Below are 14,832 nucleotides of genomic sequence, written 5' to 3' on the forward strand. Positions count from 1 at the left end.
AGGGTTGCGCACATGGGCATTCTCACTCTCCTGCGGAACGCATTCGGCCGCTCCCGCAAGGGACGAGCCGCCGAGGCAGAGGGTGCGACCCGCGTCCCGCCCACCGCCGAACCCCCGGCCCAGACGGCTCCGGAAACTCCGGAAACCCCGGCCCAGGCGACCCCCGAAGCGCAGGCCGCGGCGGCCTCCGAGACTCCGGCACCGGCCCCCACGGTCCCGGAACCCCGCCGCGAGGCCCACGACCTGGTGGCAGCGGCCTTCGACAACGTCCAGGTCCCCTTCCCGTCCCAGCCGGAGAACCGGGAAGCGTCCGAGCCCGTCGCTGCCCAGGCGAAGGCCGAGGAGCCCGTCACGGAGAAGCCCGAGAACGGCGCGCCGGCGGAGGCCGAGGGCGCGGCCGAGGAGAAGGCTGCGGCCGAGGAGCCGACCCCCGAGAAGGCCGAGGCCACGGCCGAGCCGGTCGTCCAGCCGGAGGCCGAGGAGCCGACCGAGACCGCGACCGAGCCGAAGGCCACAAGCGAAGAGCCGCAGGCCGAGGCCGACGCCGAGGCGGCCGTCCAGGTGGAGGCCGAGGAGACGACCGAGGCCGGGGAAGCCGTCACGGAGAAGGTTGCGGAGACTGCCGAGCCGGAGGCCCAGGGCAGCATCGAGGCGGAGGTGGAGGAGAAGTCCGAGCCCACGGCCACCGACACCACCCCGGCCGCGGAAACGGAGCCCGAGCAGACCGAGACCGACACCCCGGAGCCGGTCGCGGCAGCGGAGCCGACGGCTGACGCCACTGCCCAGGAACCGATCGCGGCGGCGGCAACCGAACCGGAGCAGGTGACGGAGCCCGCGACCGAGCCCACCGAATCGGAGCCGCAGCCCAGGCCTCAGGCGGAGACCGAGCCCCAGTCGGTCTCGGAGCCGGAGCCGGCATCGGAAGCGTCCGCCACGGAGGCAACCGACCCGAAGCCGGAGTCGGAACCGGCCCTCGCGAAGGCAACCGACCCGACCACGGCTTCGAACCCCGCAACCCCCGAGGCAACCGCACCGACCGACGAGGCTCCCGCACCCACCGAAGAAGCCGCCGCACCCACGAACGAACCCGCCGTCGCCGAAGAAACCACCACCCCCGCCGACGAACCCGTCACCCCCGCCGCAGAAACCACCGCACCCACCACCGCACCCACCACCGAAACCCCCGCCGAACCCGCCGCACCATCCGAAGCCCCCATCCCCCCGCAAGCCGCCGACGGCGAGGACGCCCCGCAGGGGCCACTCGCAGCCGACGACGAGACCCGCACGGGTGGTGCGGGTGGGAACACCACCGCCGAAGGCGAAGCCGAGGCGGTACCGGATAGCGCAGGCACCCCCCTGCCCGCCGCCCCCCTGCCCCCCACCCTCACCACCGCCCACACCGCCGCCACAGCCGCCCTCGCCAAGACCGACCTCACCGGCACCCGAGCGAAGCTCTACCTCGTGCTGGACCGCTCCGCGAGCATGCGCCCGTACTACAAGGACGGCTCGGCCCAGGCCCTCGCCGACCAGACCCTCGCCCTCGCCGCGCACCTGGACCCCGGGGACACCACGGTCCACGTCGTCTTCTTCTCGACGGAGGTCGACGGCACCACCGACCTCACCCTCACCCCGGACCACGAGACGAAGATCGACGACGTCCACGCCGGCCTGGGCCGCATGGGCCGTACCAGCTACCACGCCGCCGTGGAGGCCGTACTCACCCACTACGACAAGCACACCACCGGCACCGACACCCCCGCCCTCGTCGTGTTCCAGACCGACGGCGCCCCCGACGCGAAGACCCCCGCCACCCAGGCCCTCACCGAGGCCGCCAAGACCCACCCCGCCGTCTTCTTCTCCTTCGTCGCCTTCGGAGAGCACGACAACAAGGCCTTCGACTACCTCCGCAAGCTGAAGACCCCCAACACGGCCTTCTTCCACGCGGGCCCCGCCCCCCGCGAGCTGACGGACTCCGAGCTCTACGCGGGCGTCCTCGCCACCTGGCGCCCGTAACGGGCCGTAACCCTACGTAACACCCCGGGCCGCCCCCTTCCCGAACCGGTCCCACCCAGCAAAACGGGAAGCGGGCGGCCCACCCCTGTCGGCTACGATTTCAAGGTTCGAAACCGCAGAAAAAGCAGCAACCGCAGCGACCTGGGAGCAGCCACGATGGCTCGACACCTCATCACCAGCGCCCTTCCGTACATCAACGGGATCAAGCACCTGGGCAACATGGTGGGGTCCATGCTCCCGGCGGACGTGTACTCCCGGTACCTCCGCCAGACCGGCCACGACGTCCTCTACATCTGCGCCACCGACGAGCACGGCACCCCCGCCGAGCTGGCCGCCAAGGAGCAGGGCCTGCCGGTCGCCGAGTTCTGCGCGCAGGCGCACGACGCGCAGAAGGCGGTCTACGACGGCTTCGCACTGTCCTTCGACTACTTCGGCCGCAGCTCAAGCCCCGAGAACCGCGAGATCACCCAGCACTTCGCCCGCAAGCTGAACGAGAACGGCTTCATCGAGGAGCGCGCGATCCGGCAGGTCTACAGCCCCGCCGACGGCCGCTTCCTCCCCGACCGCTACGTCGAGGGCACCTGCCCCCACTGCGGTTACGACAAGGCCCGCGGCGACCAGTGCGAGAACTGCACGCGGGTCCTCGACCCCACCGACCTGATCAACCCGCGCTCGGCGATCTCCGGCAGCACGGACCTCGAAGTGCGCGAGACCAAGCACCTCTTCCTCCTCCAGTCCAAGCTGGAGAACGAGGTCCGCGAGTGGGTCGCCCGGCACGACAGGGACTGGCCGCAGCTGGCCTCCTCCATCGCCCACAAGTGGCTGACCGAGGGCCTGCACGACCGCGCGATCACCCGTGACCTGGACTGGGGCGTCCCGGTCCCGGCCGACACCTGGCCGGAGCTGGCCGCCGAGGGCAAGGTCTTCTACGTCTGGTTCGACGCCCCGATCGAGTACATCGGCGCGACGAAGGAATGGGCCGACCAGGACCCGGAGAACCGGGACTGGAAGTCCTGGTGGTACGAGGCGGACTCCGGCGAGAACCCCGTCCGGTACACCGAGTTCATGGCCAAGGACAACGTCCCCTTCCACACGGTGATGTTCCCGGCCACGGAACTCGGCATCCGCGAGCCCTGGAAGATGGTCGACTACGTCAAGGCCTTCAACTGGCTGACGTACTACGGCGGAAAGTTCTCCACCTCGCAGAAGCGGGGCGTCTTCACGGACCAGGCCCTGGAGATCCTGCCCGCCGACTACTGGCGCTACTTCCTCATCGCCAACGCGCCCGAGTCCGACGACTCCTCCTTCACGTGGGAGCACTTCACGGCCACGGTCAACAAGGACCTCGCCGACACGCTCGGCAACTTCGTCAACCGCGTGCTGTCCTTCTCCAAGAAGCGCTTCGGCGACGAGGTCCCGGCCGGCGGCACCCCCGGCGAGGCCGAGACGAAGCTGGGCGAGCAGATCGCCGAGCTCATCGCCGAGTACGAGGGCCACATGGAGACCCTGCAGTTCCGCAAGGCAGCCGCCGCCCTGCGCGCCCTGTGGTCGGCGGGCAACTCCTACCTGGAGGAGAAGGCCCCCTGGCTGGAGATCAAGACCGACAAGGACGCGGCCGCCCTGACGCTGCGTACGGCGATGAACCTGATCCACCTGTACGCGGTGGTCTCCGAGCCGCTGATCCCGGCCAGCGCCCAGGCGATGCGCGAGGCCTTCGCCCTGCCTGACGACACCGCCTCCTGGGTCACGGCGGACGAGGCGAAGTCCTTGGCCTTCGTCCCCTCCGGCACCGCCTTCACCGTCCCGCCGGTCCTCTTCGCCAAGCTGACCGACGACGACCTGGCGGCCTACAAGGAGCGCTTCGGCGGCGAGCCGGCGTAACACACCCCGTAGGGCGAGACGACGTCCGGCCAGGCCCTGGTGGGCCTGGCCGGACGTGGTGTGTGGTGCTACGGACCGGGTCTCAGAGTGCCGTGCACTGGCCTGAGCGGGTTCCGGTCACCATGTTGGGGACACCGCGGTTGGTCGGCGGTGGCACGTTGCCCGAGCAGTGCAGCGAGCCGTGGATCGTATTGCCCACGATGCCGGCGCCGCTGTCCACCGTGAACGGCCCGGCGCCTGTCGTACCGTTCACCTGAGCCGTACCGCCGATGTCATTGGTGACCAGCTCGGCACCGGCATGGTTGTTGGTGAGCTGGACGCCGCCGGTGGTGCGGTTGCCCGGGCAGTGGTCGTCGCCCGGGTCCCCGATGAGGACGAAGCCCGTGGCTCCGCTGACCTGCACCGATCCAATGACCGTGCTGCCACAGAGGCCGAACAGCGTGCCGTTCGAGGACTGGATGGTGCCTCCGATGGTCGAGTTGCTGATGAACAGCGCACCGCCCGAGACACCGCGCACCGCGCCACTGACGTTGGCATCGATGATGCAGGTGCTCTCACGGGACGCCGTGATGGAGCTGTTGACCTGGCCGGTGATGGTCCGGGTGCAGGTGACCGTCTGGGTGAGGGTCTCGGTAGCGGCTGCCTGGTAGTTGCCGTCGCCGCCGTAGTCGGCGGTGATGGTGTGGGTGCCGGGCAGCAGGTTGGACGAGGTGACGTGGACCTGGCTGCAGTTGGTTCCGCCACCCGGGGCCAGGGTCGGTGTGCCGAGCACGGTGGTGCCGTCCTTGATCGTGACGGTTCCGGTCGGCGGTGAGGTCGGGTTGGTGCTGGCGGCACCCGGGCAGACGGTGTCGGTGAAGGTCACGGCGTGACCGAACGCGGACGAACTCGCGCTGGAGGAGAGCGTCGTGACCACCGGTGCCTTGTTGACCTGCTGGATCAGGGAGGAGGCATTACTCGGCTTGAAGTTGGCGTCACCGCTGTAACTGGCGTCCACGGTGTGCGACCCCGGACTCAGACCGGAGATCGCGCTGGACGTCGCCTTGCCGGTGGTCGTGTTGACCGCGACCGGGCCGCCCAGGGCGTTACCGTCCACCTTGAAGCTCACCGTGCCGCCGTCGGGAACGGGCTTGACGGTCGCGGTGAAGGTCACCGGCTCGCCGTAGACCGACGGGTTGTCCGAGGAGGCCAGGGTCGTCCGGGTTCCCTGCGGCACGCTGAAGAACATCGCGTGGATCGGTGGGGTCCCGCTCGGGTTCGCACCGTCGGTGTTGCCGGGGAAGGTGCCGTAGAAGGTGTTGCCGACCGACTTGAGCTGCTGGTAGTCGCCGAGCACGCGCTGCCGGGCGCAGGTCAGGTCGGGCTGGTTGGGGTTGGGCGGCTTCGGCGTGGTGTTGCAGCCGGTCTGGTCCTTCTCCGGCGAGGAGAACGTCTGCAGCACGGTGTCGGTGAAGGTGGCGCCGTGGTCCGTGCTGCGGGCCAGGTGCGCGGTGAAGATGGGGAAGCCGGCGGTGTTGTTGCCGTCGGAGGTGGTGTAGAGGACACCGATGGTCCCGTCGTCGAGCACCGTGACCGAAGGAAGCGCCGCGTTCGTCGATGCGGAGACGTTGGTGGCCGCGCCGACGTTGAGGCCGCCGGATCCGTTGTCGGTGAGGCGGCGGATCTTGAGCTGGTTGTTGCCCGAGACGTCCTGGCCGTAGACGACGTACACGTCGCCGTTGCTCGGGTCGACGGCAGCGTGGTCCACGCCGCCGAGCAGCGCGTTCACGCTGCCGAACTTGTACCCGAGGCCCTGGTCGCTGTTGACGGTGTCCACGGCGATGCCGTCGTTGCTGCCGCCCAGCGTCCAGTTCGCCCCGCCGTCGGTCGACCGGTTGATCCGGTAGGTGACGTTGACCGGCTGGTTCTTCAGGACGCTGTTGGTCTGGTTGGTACCGGTCGACGTCTGGTACAGCGCGTACATCGTGCCGTTGCGCGTGTCCTTGGCCAGCCGCAGGCCACCGTTGGTGACGAGCGGGCTCATCGTGCCCGCCTTGTTGTCCGCGGAGACATTGGCCGTGGTCGCGGGGCGGTAGACAGCCACGCGCGCGTCCGGGCTGCCACCGAAGTCCTGGTAGGCGGTGTAGGCGTTGTCCTGGCTCGCCGTGGCGTTGTCGCGGTTGACCAGCAGCCAGGGCTGGTCGACGTTGGTGCGGGTGCCGCTGCTGGCCCCGCCCGGGCTGTCCTTCCAGGTCCAGGACGCGGCCTTGGTGGGGTCGGTCGTCGAACCGGTCGCCACCGCAAGCGTGTTGCACTCGGGAACGGCCGGGGGGCCGGTGACCGGGGCGCTGCACGCGAGGAACGCGCCGTAGAGCCTGCCGTCGCGCCCGTAGTCGATGCTCTGGTCGTACGGGCCGTTGGGCGCGCCCGTCACGCCCGGCGTCGGGATGCTGGTCTCTTCGTTCCAGCTGATGCCGCCGTCGTCGGAGTAGAGCAGATCGGCGTTGCCGTTCTGCCAGAACTGGCCGTTGAACCGGGTGATCGCGATCTGGTCGGGGTTGGCGGGGTTGATCGCGATGGACGGTTCGTTGCCACCCCCGCTGCTCGCCGAGGCCGACGCGTCGATGACGAACGCCCCGGCCAGGCCCGGCACCCGCCGCGCCTTCTTGGCCGCCCGGCGCCCGGTTCCCTCACGGACGGTGAGATCCGGCGGGCTGCTGTTGAGGTCCTGGTGTTCGCGCACCGGCGGCGTCGGTTGCGGCGTCGCGGCCCAGGCCTGGACGGGCACGCCGACGGGGGCAGCGGCGAGCCCCATCACGACGGCAGTGGTGAGAAGGTTTCTGAGCACGGAAGGCGACCGCCCGGATGCGGTCGCAGGTGGAACGGCGTCCACGTACGGATCCCCTCGTCGAGAGATACGAACCGCTCAGCAGAGTGGCGGCCCTCCCGTATCGGGACCTGCGCAGACGCGGCGCCGGCCGTTCATTCGTCCGGACAATTCCACTCCCTTGGCCGAGCGGAGCCGCCCCTCGGACCGCCCGGGTTCAGCGCGCGCTGGGGATGGTCAGCGTCACCGACACCGTCGCGCCGGCGCGTACCTCGACCTGCCGGCCGATGCCGAAGATGTCCTCGGTGATCCGGTACGCCCCGGGCGTCAGGCTGAGGGAGAACGACCCGTCCGGTGGCGCGGTGACCGTGCTCGCCACCACCTGTCCGTGCAGGTCACGAGCCCGTACCGGATCACCGTTCACCGGTACGGGCGAGCTGTTCGCGACACCCGCACCGGATCGCGGATCCCGCCCGGGCGGCCGTACGACCACTCCCCGCACCTCGCCGTGCCCCCGCTCCTGCTCACACGACGGCGACGCCGCCACCACCGCCACCGCCATCCCGCACAGCGCCAGCGCAGCACCCCTGCGCATCCGACCGGCCATCTGTCGAACACCTCCGCCTCCAGGGTGGTCCCGGCAGGGCAGGCCCGCGAGGGCAGTGCCCGGCGCGGCGCGGGAGCGGCGGAACAGGTGCCCTAGGACAGGACCCCGGCGCCGGTCGTCGTCGCCAGCTCCGTCGGCAGGTTGTTCGCGCTCGTCTCCAGCCCCGCCGCGAGCGTCGGGGTCCAGTTCACGGTCGTCTTGATCTTCTTGGAGTTCGACGCGTTGTACGCGGCGACCAGGTCGGTGGCGGTGCCGTCGACGAGGTTGCCGCTGCCCGCGATCGAGCCGGTGCCGTCGCCGCTGAGCAGCTTGGCGACCTTGCCGCCGGCCGGCACCTTCCAGTAGTTGGCCTGGGCCACGACCTGGGCCTTCGCGCGGGAGTTGATGCTGTACAGGGGCGCGTAGCCATCGATCGTCGTCGTGTCGTACACGTTGTTGTACACATGAATCTGGCCGATCCGGGCGAGCGGGGCGCGCTGGACGATGCCCTTCCACACGTTGTGGTGGATCGAGACGCGCAGCTTGCCGGTGCTGTCCTTGTCGCTGCTGCCGATCAGCATCGTCTTGTCGTGGTCGGTGAACCGGTTGTGCTCGACGGTGACCAGGTCCGAGCCGTTGGTGATGTCCAGGTCGCCGTCGTGGACCTGGTACTGGCGGCCGTAGTGGTTCGGAGTGGCGCTGTCGAAGTGCGGGGCGTCGGTGAACGTGTTGTGGTCCGCCCAGACATGGGTCGCGCCGCGCAGGGTGACCGCGTCGTACTGCGAGTTCCAGTTGCCCTTGTCGCCGTCCGTCGGGTCCCACTGCGGGAAGCAGTCCTCGGTGGCGGAGAAGGTCAGGTTGCGGATGATGACGTTGTCGACGCCCTTCACCGTGAGGTCGCCGCCGGTGATACCGGCGTCGGTGCCGGGCACGCCCACGATGGTGGTGTTGGCCGGCACCTTGAGGACGACATTCTTCGCCTGCTTCTGCTGGGCCGCGGCGCGGGCCTTCTCCTGGGTGCCGGAGGGCAGCTTGGAGCGGCCGTACGTCGACGGGTCGAACGCCTTCAGGTAGGCGGACAGCGAGTAGCCGGTCCCGGCCGCGTAGTCGGCGCAGGTCAGCTTCTTGCCGCTGTCGTCGGTGTTGGCGTCGATCGTGCCCTTGACCTTGATGATCCGGGGCGCGGTGTCGGTGGCGGAACCGAGCGCCTTCACCAGCTGGGCGCGGGTGGAGACGGTGAAGGTGTGCGCGGAGTCGGCCTTCGCGCCGCCGGTGGTCCCGGTGCCGGAGGCGGCCCAGCCGTCCTTGGCGGCGAGGGTCTGGTGGTACAGGTCGACGGCACCGGCGTTGGCGTTCATCACGAACACTCCGGCGCCGGCACCCGCAGCCACGACTGCGGCGGACACGGCGAGGGTGCGCCGCTTGCGGAGGGACCGGCGGTGGGAGGGAGCTGCCACGGGGGAGTCCTTAAAGGGTTGCTGAACGTGCCTTACGACGCGTCAGTAGCCGCCGCGCCGGGAAGAGTTGCCGTCCGTGGAGCAATTTTCCTGGCAGAGTGTCGGTCTCGTGAACCTCCCCGAACACCGGCACCGGCTGCTCGCCGACGTCGTCACCGCGGGCGGTCCGTACGGACTCGTCCTCGCCGGCGGCTACGCCCTCGAAGCGCACGGTCTGCTGCGCCGGCCGCACGCGAACCTCGACTTCGCCACGGAGAGCGCCGAGGACCTGGGGGTGATCGCCGGTGCCGTGGCCGCCGTACTGGAGGCGCGGGGGCGGCAGGTGCGCGCCGACGCCGTGAGCGTGTTCACTGCGCAGCTGACAGTCACCGACCCGGCGAGCGGCAAGCCGTGTGCGCTGGCGCTGCACAAGGAGGCGTTCTGGCAGCCGCCGGCCCTCACCGAGTACGGCCCCACGCTGTCCCTGGAGGACGCCGTCGGTACGAAGATCCGCGCGCTGTACGACCGGGGCGCGGCCGTCGACCTCATCGACGCGCGGGCCGCCGCCACCCGGTTCCCGCTGCCCGGTCTGGAGGAGCTGGGCCGCCGGCACGCCCACGACCCCTTCGACCTGCCCACCCTCCAGTCCCGGCTGACCGGCACGGACTTCTACGCCGACCGGGACTTCCTGCGCTACGGCCTGGACGAGGACGAGGTCGTCGCCCTGCGCGCCTGGGCCCAGCACTGGTCCGACGACATCGCCGAACGGCTGCTGGAGGAGGGTGCGTCCCCCGACGAGGAGTCCCCTGACGAGGAGTCCCCCGACACCGAGGACGGGGAGCCCGGAGACGGCTGAGGCCCGGAAAGCCCCTTCTCGGGGTTCCGGGCCTCGGCCGCACACACTGCTTACTTCGGCTGCGGCTTCCTGATGTTCAGGTGCAGCTCGCGCAGGCGGAGCTCGTCCAGCTCGGTCGGGGCGCCCATCATCAGGTCCTGGGCGTTGCCGTTGAGCGGGAACGAGATCGTCTCGCGGATGTTGGGCTCGTCCGCGAGGAGCATGACGATGCGGTCCACGCCGGGGGCGATGCCGCCGTGCGGCGGGGCGCCGAAGCGGAACGCGCGCAGCATGCCCGCGAACTTCTCCTCGACGGTCTCACGGTCGTAACCGGCGATCTCGAAGGCCTTGAGCATGATGTCCGGCTCGTGGTTCCGGATCGCGCCGGAGGACAGCTCGACGCCATTGCAGACGATGTCGTACTGCCAGCCCAGGATGTCCAGCGGGTCCTGGGTCTCCAGGGCCTCCAGGCCGCCCTGCGGCATGGAGAAGGGGTTGTGCGAGAAGTCGATCGCGCCGGTCTCCTCGTCCTTCTCGTACATCGGGAAGTCGACGATCCAGCAGAACCGGAAGACGCCCTCCTCGAAGTGCCCGGCACGCTTGGCGGCCTCGACCCGCACCGCGCCCATGATCTTGGAGACCTCGTCGAACTCGCCCGCGCCGAAGAACACCGCGTGGCCGGGGGCCAGGGAGAGGCGCTTGGTCAGCTCGGCGACGTTCTCCTCGGTGAGGAACTTCGCGATCGGGCCGGTCAGCGCGCCGTCCTCGCCGACGCGGACCCAGGCCAGGCCCCTGGCGCCGAGCGAGATCGCGAACTCGCCGAGCTGGTCGAAGAACTTGCGCGGCTGGTCCTGGACCGCCGGCACCGCCAGCGCGCGCACGTGCTTGTCGGCGAACGCCTTGAACTCCGAGCCCTCGAAGACATCGGTGATGTCCACCAGCTCCAGCTTGGCGCGCAGGTCCGGCTTGTCGGAGCCGTACTTCAGCATCGCCTCGCGGAACGGGATGCGCGGGAAGGGAGAGGTGACGTGACGGCCGTTGCCGAACTCCTCGAAGAGCTCGGTCATGAGCTTCTCGATCGGCTGGAAGACGTCCTCCTGCTCGACGAAGCTCATCTCGACGTCGAGCTGGTAGAACTCGCCCGGCGAGCGGTCGGCGCGGGCGTCCTCGTCACGGAAGCAGGGCGCGATCTGGAAGTAGCGGTCGAAGCCGGAGATCATCAGCAGCTGCTTGAACTGCTGCGGGGCCTGCGGCAGGGCGTAGAACTTGCCGGGGTGCACCCGGGAGGGGACCACGTAGTCACGGGCGCCCTCGGGGGAGGTGGCGGACAGGATCGGCGTCGCCATCTCGTTGAAGCCCATCGCCGCCATCTTCTGCCGCATCGCGGAGATCACGGCCGTACGCAGCATGATGTTGCGGTGCATGCGCTCGCGGCGCAGGTCCAGGAAGCGGTACTCCAGGCGCCGCTCCTCGTTGACCCCGTCCTCGGCGTTGATCGTGAAGGGCAGCGGGGCGGCCGCGCCGAGCAGCTCGACCTCGGCCACCTCGACCTCGATCTCACCGGTGGGCAGGTCCGGGTTCACGTTCTCGGTTCCACGTGAAACAACGCGGCCGTCGACCCGGACCGTGGACTCCTTGGAGATCTTGTCCAGGGCCTCGTACGCGGGCGTGCCCGGACGGGCGACCAGCTGCGTGATGCCGTAGTGGTCGCGCAGATCGATGAAGAGGATGCCACCCAGGTCGCGCCGATTGTGCAGCCAGCCACTCAGCCGGACGTCGGTGCCGACGTCAGAAGCGCGGAGCTGGCCGCAGGTGTGGGACCTGTACCGATGCATCGTCGTTCATCCAGTCTTTGCGAATCGGGGTGTCGCCCGGCGGATAGGGCCTAGGCCATCCCAAGGGTACCGGGCACCCCAAGATCGGCTCCCCACCCTTTTGCAAGCCCCGCGCTGGAGGATCCTCCGACTCCCAGGAGGGGAGGATCCTCACGTTTCTACGGTGGCAGCCCTCGATGAGATCTTCCTAAAGTGGGGCAATGCGCACAGGCGAGCCGCTTCCGGCCATCGGGGACGTCCTCGCCGCCCTCGCGACCGGGCTGTGGCACTGGGACACGGCCGCCGGCCTGGTCACCGTCGACGCGGAGGCGGCGCGGCTCCTCGGCCTGCCCGCGGAGCCGGTCACGCTCACCGAGGTCGAGGCCCGGGCCCGGCTGCACCCCGTCGACTGGAACGAGATCACCGGGGTGATCCCGCTGGCGGTCGCCGAGGGCACGCTCGCCGAGGTGCGCATCCGGATCATGGACGAGCAGGGCGACATCCTGCGGGTCGTCCGCAGCCGGTCGAAGCCGTCGTACGACCCCGAGCGGCAGGCGTACGAGCTGATCGGCACCCTCCAGGAGGTCACCGAGCCGACCCCGGGCACGTCGGCCGGGCGCAGCGCGGTCACCGGGGACTGGCGGCGCTCGCGCGAGGCGTTCCTGCTGGACGCGGGCCGGGCGCTGGCGGAGGCCCGGTCCACGGCGGAGGTGCTGCGCGTGGCGTACGGCCTGTCGATGCCGGGCTTCTCGCCGGACGGGCTCGTGGTGTTCGGCGCCGAGGGCGACCGGCTGACGATCATCGGACAGCACGGGCACGAACCCGGCGACATGAACCCGTTCTCGAACATGCCGCTGACCACCGACTACCCGGCCGCCGAGGTCGCCCGCACCGGACGCGCCGTCTACCTCTCCTCGCCGGAGGAGTACAAGGAGCGCTACCCGGTCACCTGGCCGCTGGCCCGGCCCTTCGGCCGACGGTCCTGGGCCTTTCTGCCGCTGACGGTCGCCGGTCGCACGATGGGCGCCTGGATGGCCGCCTTCGCCTACCCGGTGGCGTTCACGCCCGACGAGCGCGCGGTTCTCACCACGGTCGCCCGGATGCTCGCCCAGGCCCTGACCCGGGCCGGCGCCGCCGAGTCCGAGCGGGAGCTGACGGAGGGCCTCCAGCGCTCCATGCTGCCCTCGCTCGGCCCCGAGATCCCGGGCATGCGGATGGCCGCCCGGTACATCCCGACCGGCGGCGGACTCCAGGTCGGCGGTGACTGGTACGACATGATCGCGCTGCCCTCCGGCCGCTTCGCGCTGGTCGTCGGGGACGTCCAGGGCCATGACGTACGCGCGGCGGGCCTCATGGGCCAGCTGCGCATCGCCCTGCGCGCCTACGCCTCCGAGGGCCACCGCCCGGACGCCGTGCTCTCCCGCGCCTCCCGTTTCCTGCACGGCATCACGCACGACGTCCGGACCGACGAGACGGCCGGCGAGCCGGCCGACCTGCGCTTCGCGACCTGCGTGTACGCGGAGGTCGACCCTGCGACCGGCATGCTGGAGATCGCTCGCGCCGGGCACCCGGACCCGGCGATCCGGATGGCCGACGGCACGGTGATGATGCGGCCGACGGCGGGCGGGCTGCCGCTGGGCATCGACCCGGACGCCGACTATCCGACGACCCGGTTCGCCCTCGGGCCCGGCGAGACGATGACCCTGTGCACCGACGGGCTGATCGAGACCGGCGGGCACGACATGGAGAGCGGCTGGGGGCGGCTGCGGGCGATCCTGGAGGAGCACGAGGACGATCCCGACCTGGAGTCGCTGGCCGACGCGCTGGTGCAGGGCGTGCACGGACCGTCCTCGCACCACACCACCGGCCCGCTGGCCGACCGCCGCGAGGACGACATCGCACTGGTGCTGCTGAGCCGGCCGCTGGACGGCACCGTACGCCCCGCGGTCCGGCGCACACTGCTGTCGGTGGCCCAGGACGAGCCGGACCGGATCTCCGAGGCCCGCCAGCACCTGCGCGAGCTGCTGCACGACTGGGTCTCGCCGGAGCAGACCGACGCGGCGGTGCTGCTGGTCTCGGAGATGGTGACCAACGTCCTCGTCCACACCGACGCCGACGCGCTGCTGCTGGCCGAGGCGATCGGCGAGCCGGGCACGCGCCGGCTCCGGGTCGAGGTCACCGACGCGGGCGACGACCTCCCGCACCGGCGCCGGCCCGGCGAGCTGGCCTCCTCCGGGCGCGGTCTGATGCTGATCGAGCTGCTCGCCGACGCCTGGGGAGTGGACCCGCGGGGCGAGGGCAAGAGCATCTGGTTCGAGCTCTACGAGTCGGGGGACGCGTCGGAGGCCGAGTCGGGGGACGGGTCTGAGGCCGAGTCGGGAGAGGCGTCGGCGGGGGCCGCGTAACGGGCCCGTACCTCCTGTACGACCCCGAAGGCGGCGGCCGTCAGTGGTACGGCGAGCAGCATGCCGAGGATCCCGGCGACGGACGCCCCGGCGGTGATGGCGAGCATGACGACCGCCGGATGCATCTGCACGGTCCGGCTCTGGATGACCGGCTGGAGCACATGCCCCTCCAGCACCTGCACGGCGAGCACGACACCGAGCGCCCACAGCGCGATGACGAAGCCGCGGTCGGCGAGGGCGACCAGGACGGCCGCGGCGCCGGAGATGAAAGCGCCGAGATAGGGGATGTAGGCGCCGACGAAGACCAGCGCGCCGAGCCCGATCGCGCCGGGCACCCGGAGGATCAGCAGCCCGATGGTGATGCAGAGGGCGTCGATGAGCGCGATGAGCGTGGTCCCCCGCATGAACCCCTCCACCGCCTCGAAGGCCCGCCGGCAGACGGCCTCCAGGGCGTCGGCGGTGTCGCCGGGCGCGACGGCACGCAGCGTCTCGACGACTCGGTGGGAGTCGCGCAGAAAGAAGAAGACGAGCAGCAGAGCCAGTACGGCCATGGCGACGCTCTCGGCGGCGACGCTGACCCCGCTGATCACATTGGACACGGCCGTCCCGCCGAACTTGCTCAGCAGCTGACGGGAGTTGGCGGCGAAATTGTCGAGCCCGGTCCCGGCGGCCCCGAAGTGCCGGGAGATCCCCTTGGCGGCATCGCGCAGCGAGGCGATGATCTGGTCGCCGGTGTCGATGAGCGCGGCGACGACGATGTAGACGGCACCGCCGACGACGGCCACGACGGCGACGCAGGTCAGCCCGGCCGCGATCGACGGCTGCACCCGTGCCTGCACCATCCGCCGGTACAACGGCCCGAGCAGCGCGGTCCCGAGCAGCGCGAGCAGCACCGGCGTGACGGCCGTACGGAACTCCCCGCACAACCGCACCCCCACCCACCCCACCCCGGCGACGAGCAACAGCACGACACACCAGGCGCCGAGCCGGCGCACGGGGTCGGGGAGCAGCTGCACGGGTCCAGCGGATCACGCCCGCCGACGGGTGTCCCGCCGT

At 70.6% G+C, this 14,832-nt stretch carries 9 protein-coding genes; 4 read left to right on the forward strand and 5 right to left on the reverse strand.

From position 1 onward, the window contains the following. The first annotated feature begins 12 nt into the window (after positions 1-12). Both LE548_RS30640 and metG read left to right on the forward strand, forming a co-directional pair. The gene (locus LE548_RS30640) at positions 13-2,013 is read left to right on the forward strand and encodes a VWA domain-containing protein (protein ID WP_225100228.1); all 2,001 of its coding nucleotides are present in this window, start codon (positions 13-15) and stop codon (positions 2,011-2,013) included. Positions 2,014-2,169: 156 nt separating this feature from the next. Next, entirely contained in the window at positions 2,170-3,894 is a 1,725-nt protein-coding gene (gene metG / locus LE548_RS30645; protein WP_225100229.1) for a methionine--tRNA ligase, read from the forward strand. Between the two features lie 82 nt (positions 3,895-3,976). Here metG and LE548_RS46160 read toward each other — a convergent pair whose 3' ends face one another. The 3 genes from LE548_RS46160 to LE548_RS30660 all read right to left on the reverse strand — a co-directional run bounded on the left by LE548_RS46160 (position 3,977) and on the right by LE548_RS30660 (position 8,743). Further along, the gene (locus tag LE548_RS46160) at positions 3,977-6,721 is read right to left on the reverse strand and encodes an Ig-like domain-containing protein (RefSeq protein ID WP_225100230.1); all 2,745 of its coding nucleotides are present in this window, start codon (positions 6,719-6,721) and stop codon (positions 3,977-3,979) included. 196 nt (positions 6,722-6,917) lie between these two features. After that, positions 6,918-7,307 (reverse strand): hypothetical protein, encoded by a 390-nt coding sequence (locus LE548_RS30655; RefSeq protein WP_225100231.1) that lies wholly within the window; start codon positions 7,305-7,307, stop codon positions 6,918-6,920. 92 nt (positions 7,308-7,399) lie between these two features. Continuing rightward, positions 7,400-8,743 (reverse strand): pectate lyase, encoded by a 1,344-nt coding sequence (locus LE548_RS30660; RefSeq protein ID WP_308030796.1) that lies wholly within the window; start codon positions 8,741-8,743, stop codon positions 7,400-7,402. A 109-nt stretch (positions 8,744-8,852) separates the two neighbouring features. Between LE548_RS30660 and LE548_RS30665 the strand changes: the two genes are divergently transcribed. After that, positions 8,853-9,578, forward strand: coding sequence for a hypothetical protein (locus LE548_RS30665; protein ID WP_225100232.1), 726 nt, complete (start codon positions 8,853-8,855; stop codon positions 9,576-9,578). A gap of 50 nt (positions 9,579-9,628) precedes the next feature. On the opposite strand, the gene aspS is transcribed toward LE548_RS30665, so the two are convergent. Next, positions 9,629-11,392 carry an aspartate--tRNA ligase gene (gene aspS, locus LE548_RS30670; RefSeq protein WP_225100233.1) on the reverse strand — a complete coding sequence of 588 codons (1,764 nt, stop codon included), beginning with the start codon at positions 11,390-11,392 and terminating at the stop codon, positions 9,629-9,631. Between the two features lie 200 nt (positions 11,393-11,592). On the opposite strand from aspS, the gene LE548_RS30675 reads away from it, so the two are divergent. Further along, a complete protein-coding gene (locus tag LE548_RS30675; protein WP_225100234.1) occupies positions 11,593-13,776 on the forward strand; it encodes a SpoIIE family protein phosphatase in 2,184 nt (727 codons plus the stop codon). On the opposite strand, the gene LE548_RS30680 is transcribed toward LE548_RS30675, so the two are convergent. Beyond that, positions 13,692-14,792 (reverse strand): AI-2E family transporter, encoded by a 1,101-nt coding sequence (locus LE548_RS30680; protein ID WP_225100235.1) that lies wholly within the window; start codon positions 14,790-14,792, stop codon positions 13,692-13,694. The genes LE548_RS30675 and LE548_RS30680 overlap by 85 nt on opposite strands. Positions 14,793-14,832: the final 40 nt, after the last annotated feature.

The organism is Streptomyces sp. CoH27 (genome assembly GCF_020181035.1).
In the GTDB taxonomy this organism is placed as follows: Bacteria; Actinomycetota; Actinomycetes; order Streptomycetales; family Streptomycetaceae; genus Streptomyces; species Streptomyces camelliae.

Bases quoted from the DNA above. Each gene is read 5' to 3' on its own strand.
- LE548_RS30655 (WP_225100231.1), bottom strand. From the start codon at position 7,307: ATGGCCGGTCGGATGCGCAGGGGTGCTGCGCTGGCGCTGTGCGGGATG.
- LE548_RS30640 (WP_225100228.1), top strand. From the start codon at position 13: ATGGGCATTCTCACTCTCCTGCGGAACGCATTCGGCCGCTCCCGCAAG.
- metG (WP_225100229.1), top strand. From the start codon at position 2,170: ATGGCTCGACACCTCATCACCAGCGCCCTTCCGTACATCAACGGGATC.
- aspS (WP_225100233.1), bottom strand. From the start codon at position 11,392: ATGCATCGGTACAGGTCCCACACCTGCGGCCAGCTCCGCGCTTCTGAC.
- LE548_RS30675 (WP_225100234.1), top strand. From the start codon at position 11,593: ATGCGCACAGGCGAGCCGCTTCCGGCCATCGGGGACGTCCTCGCCGCC.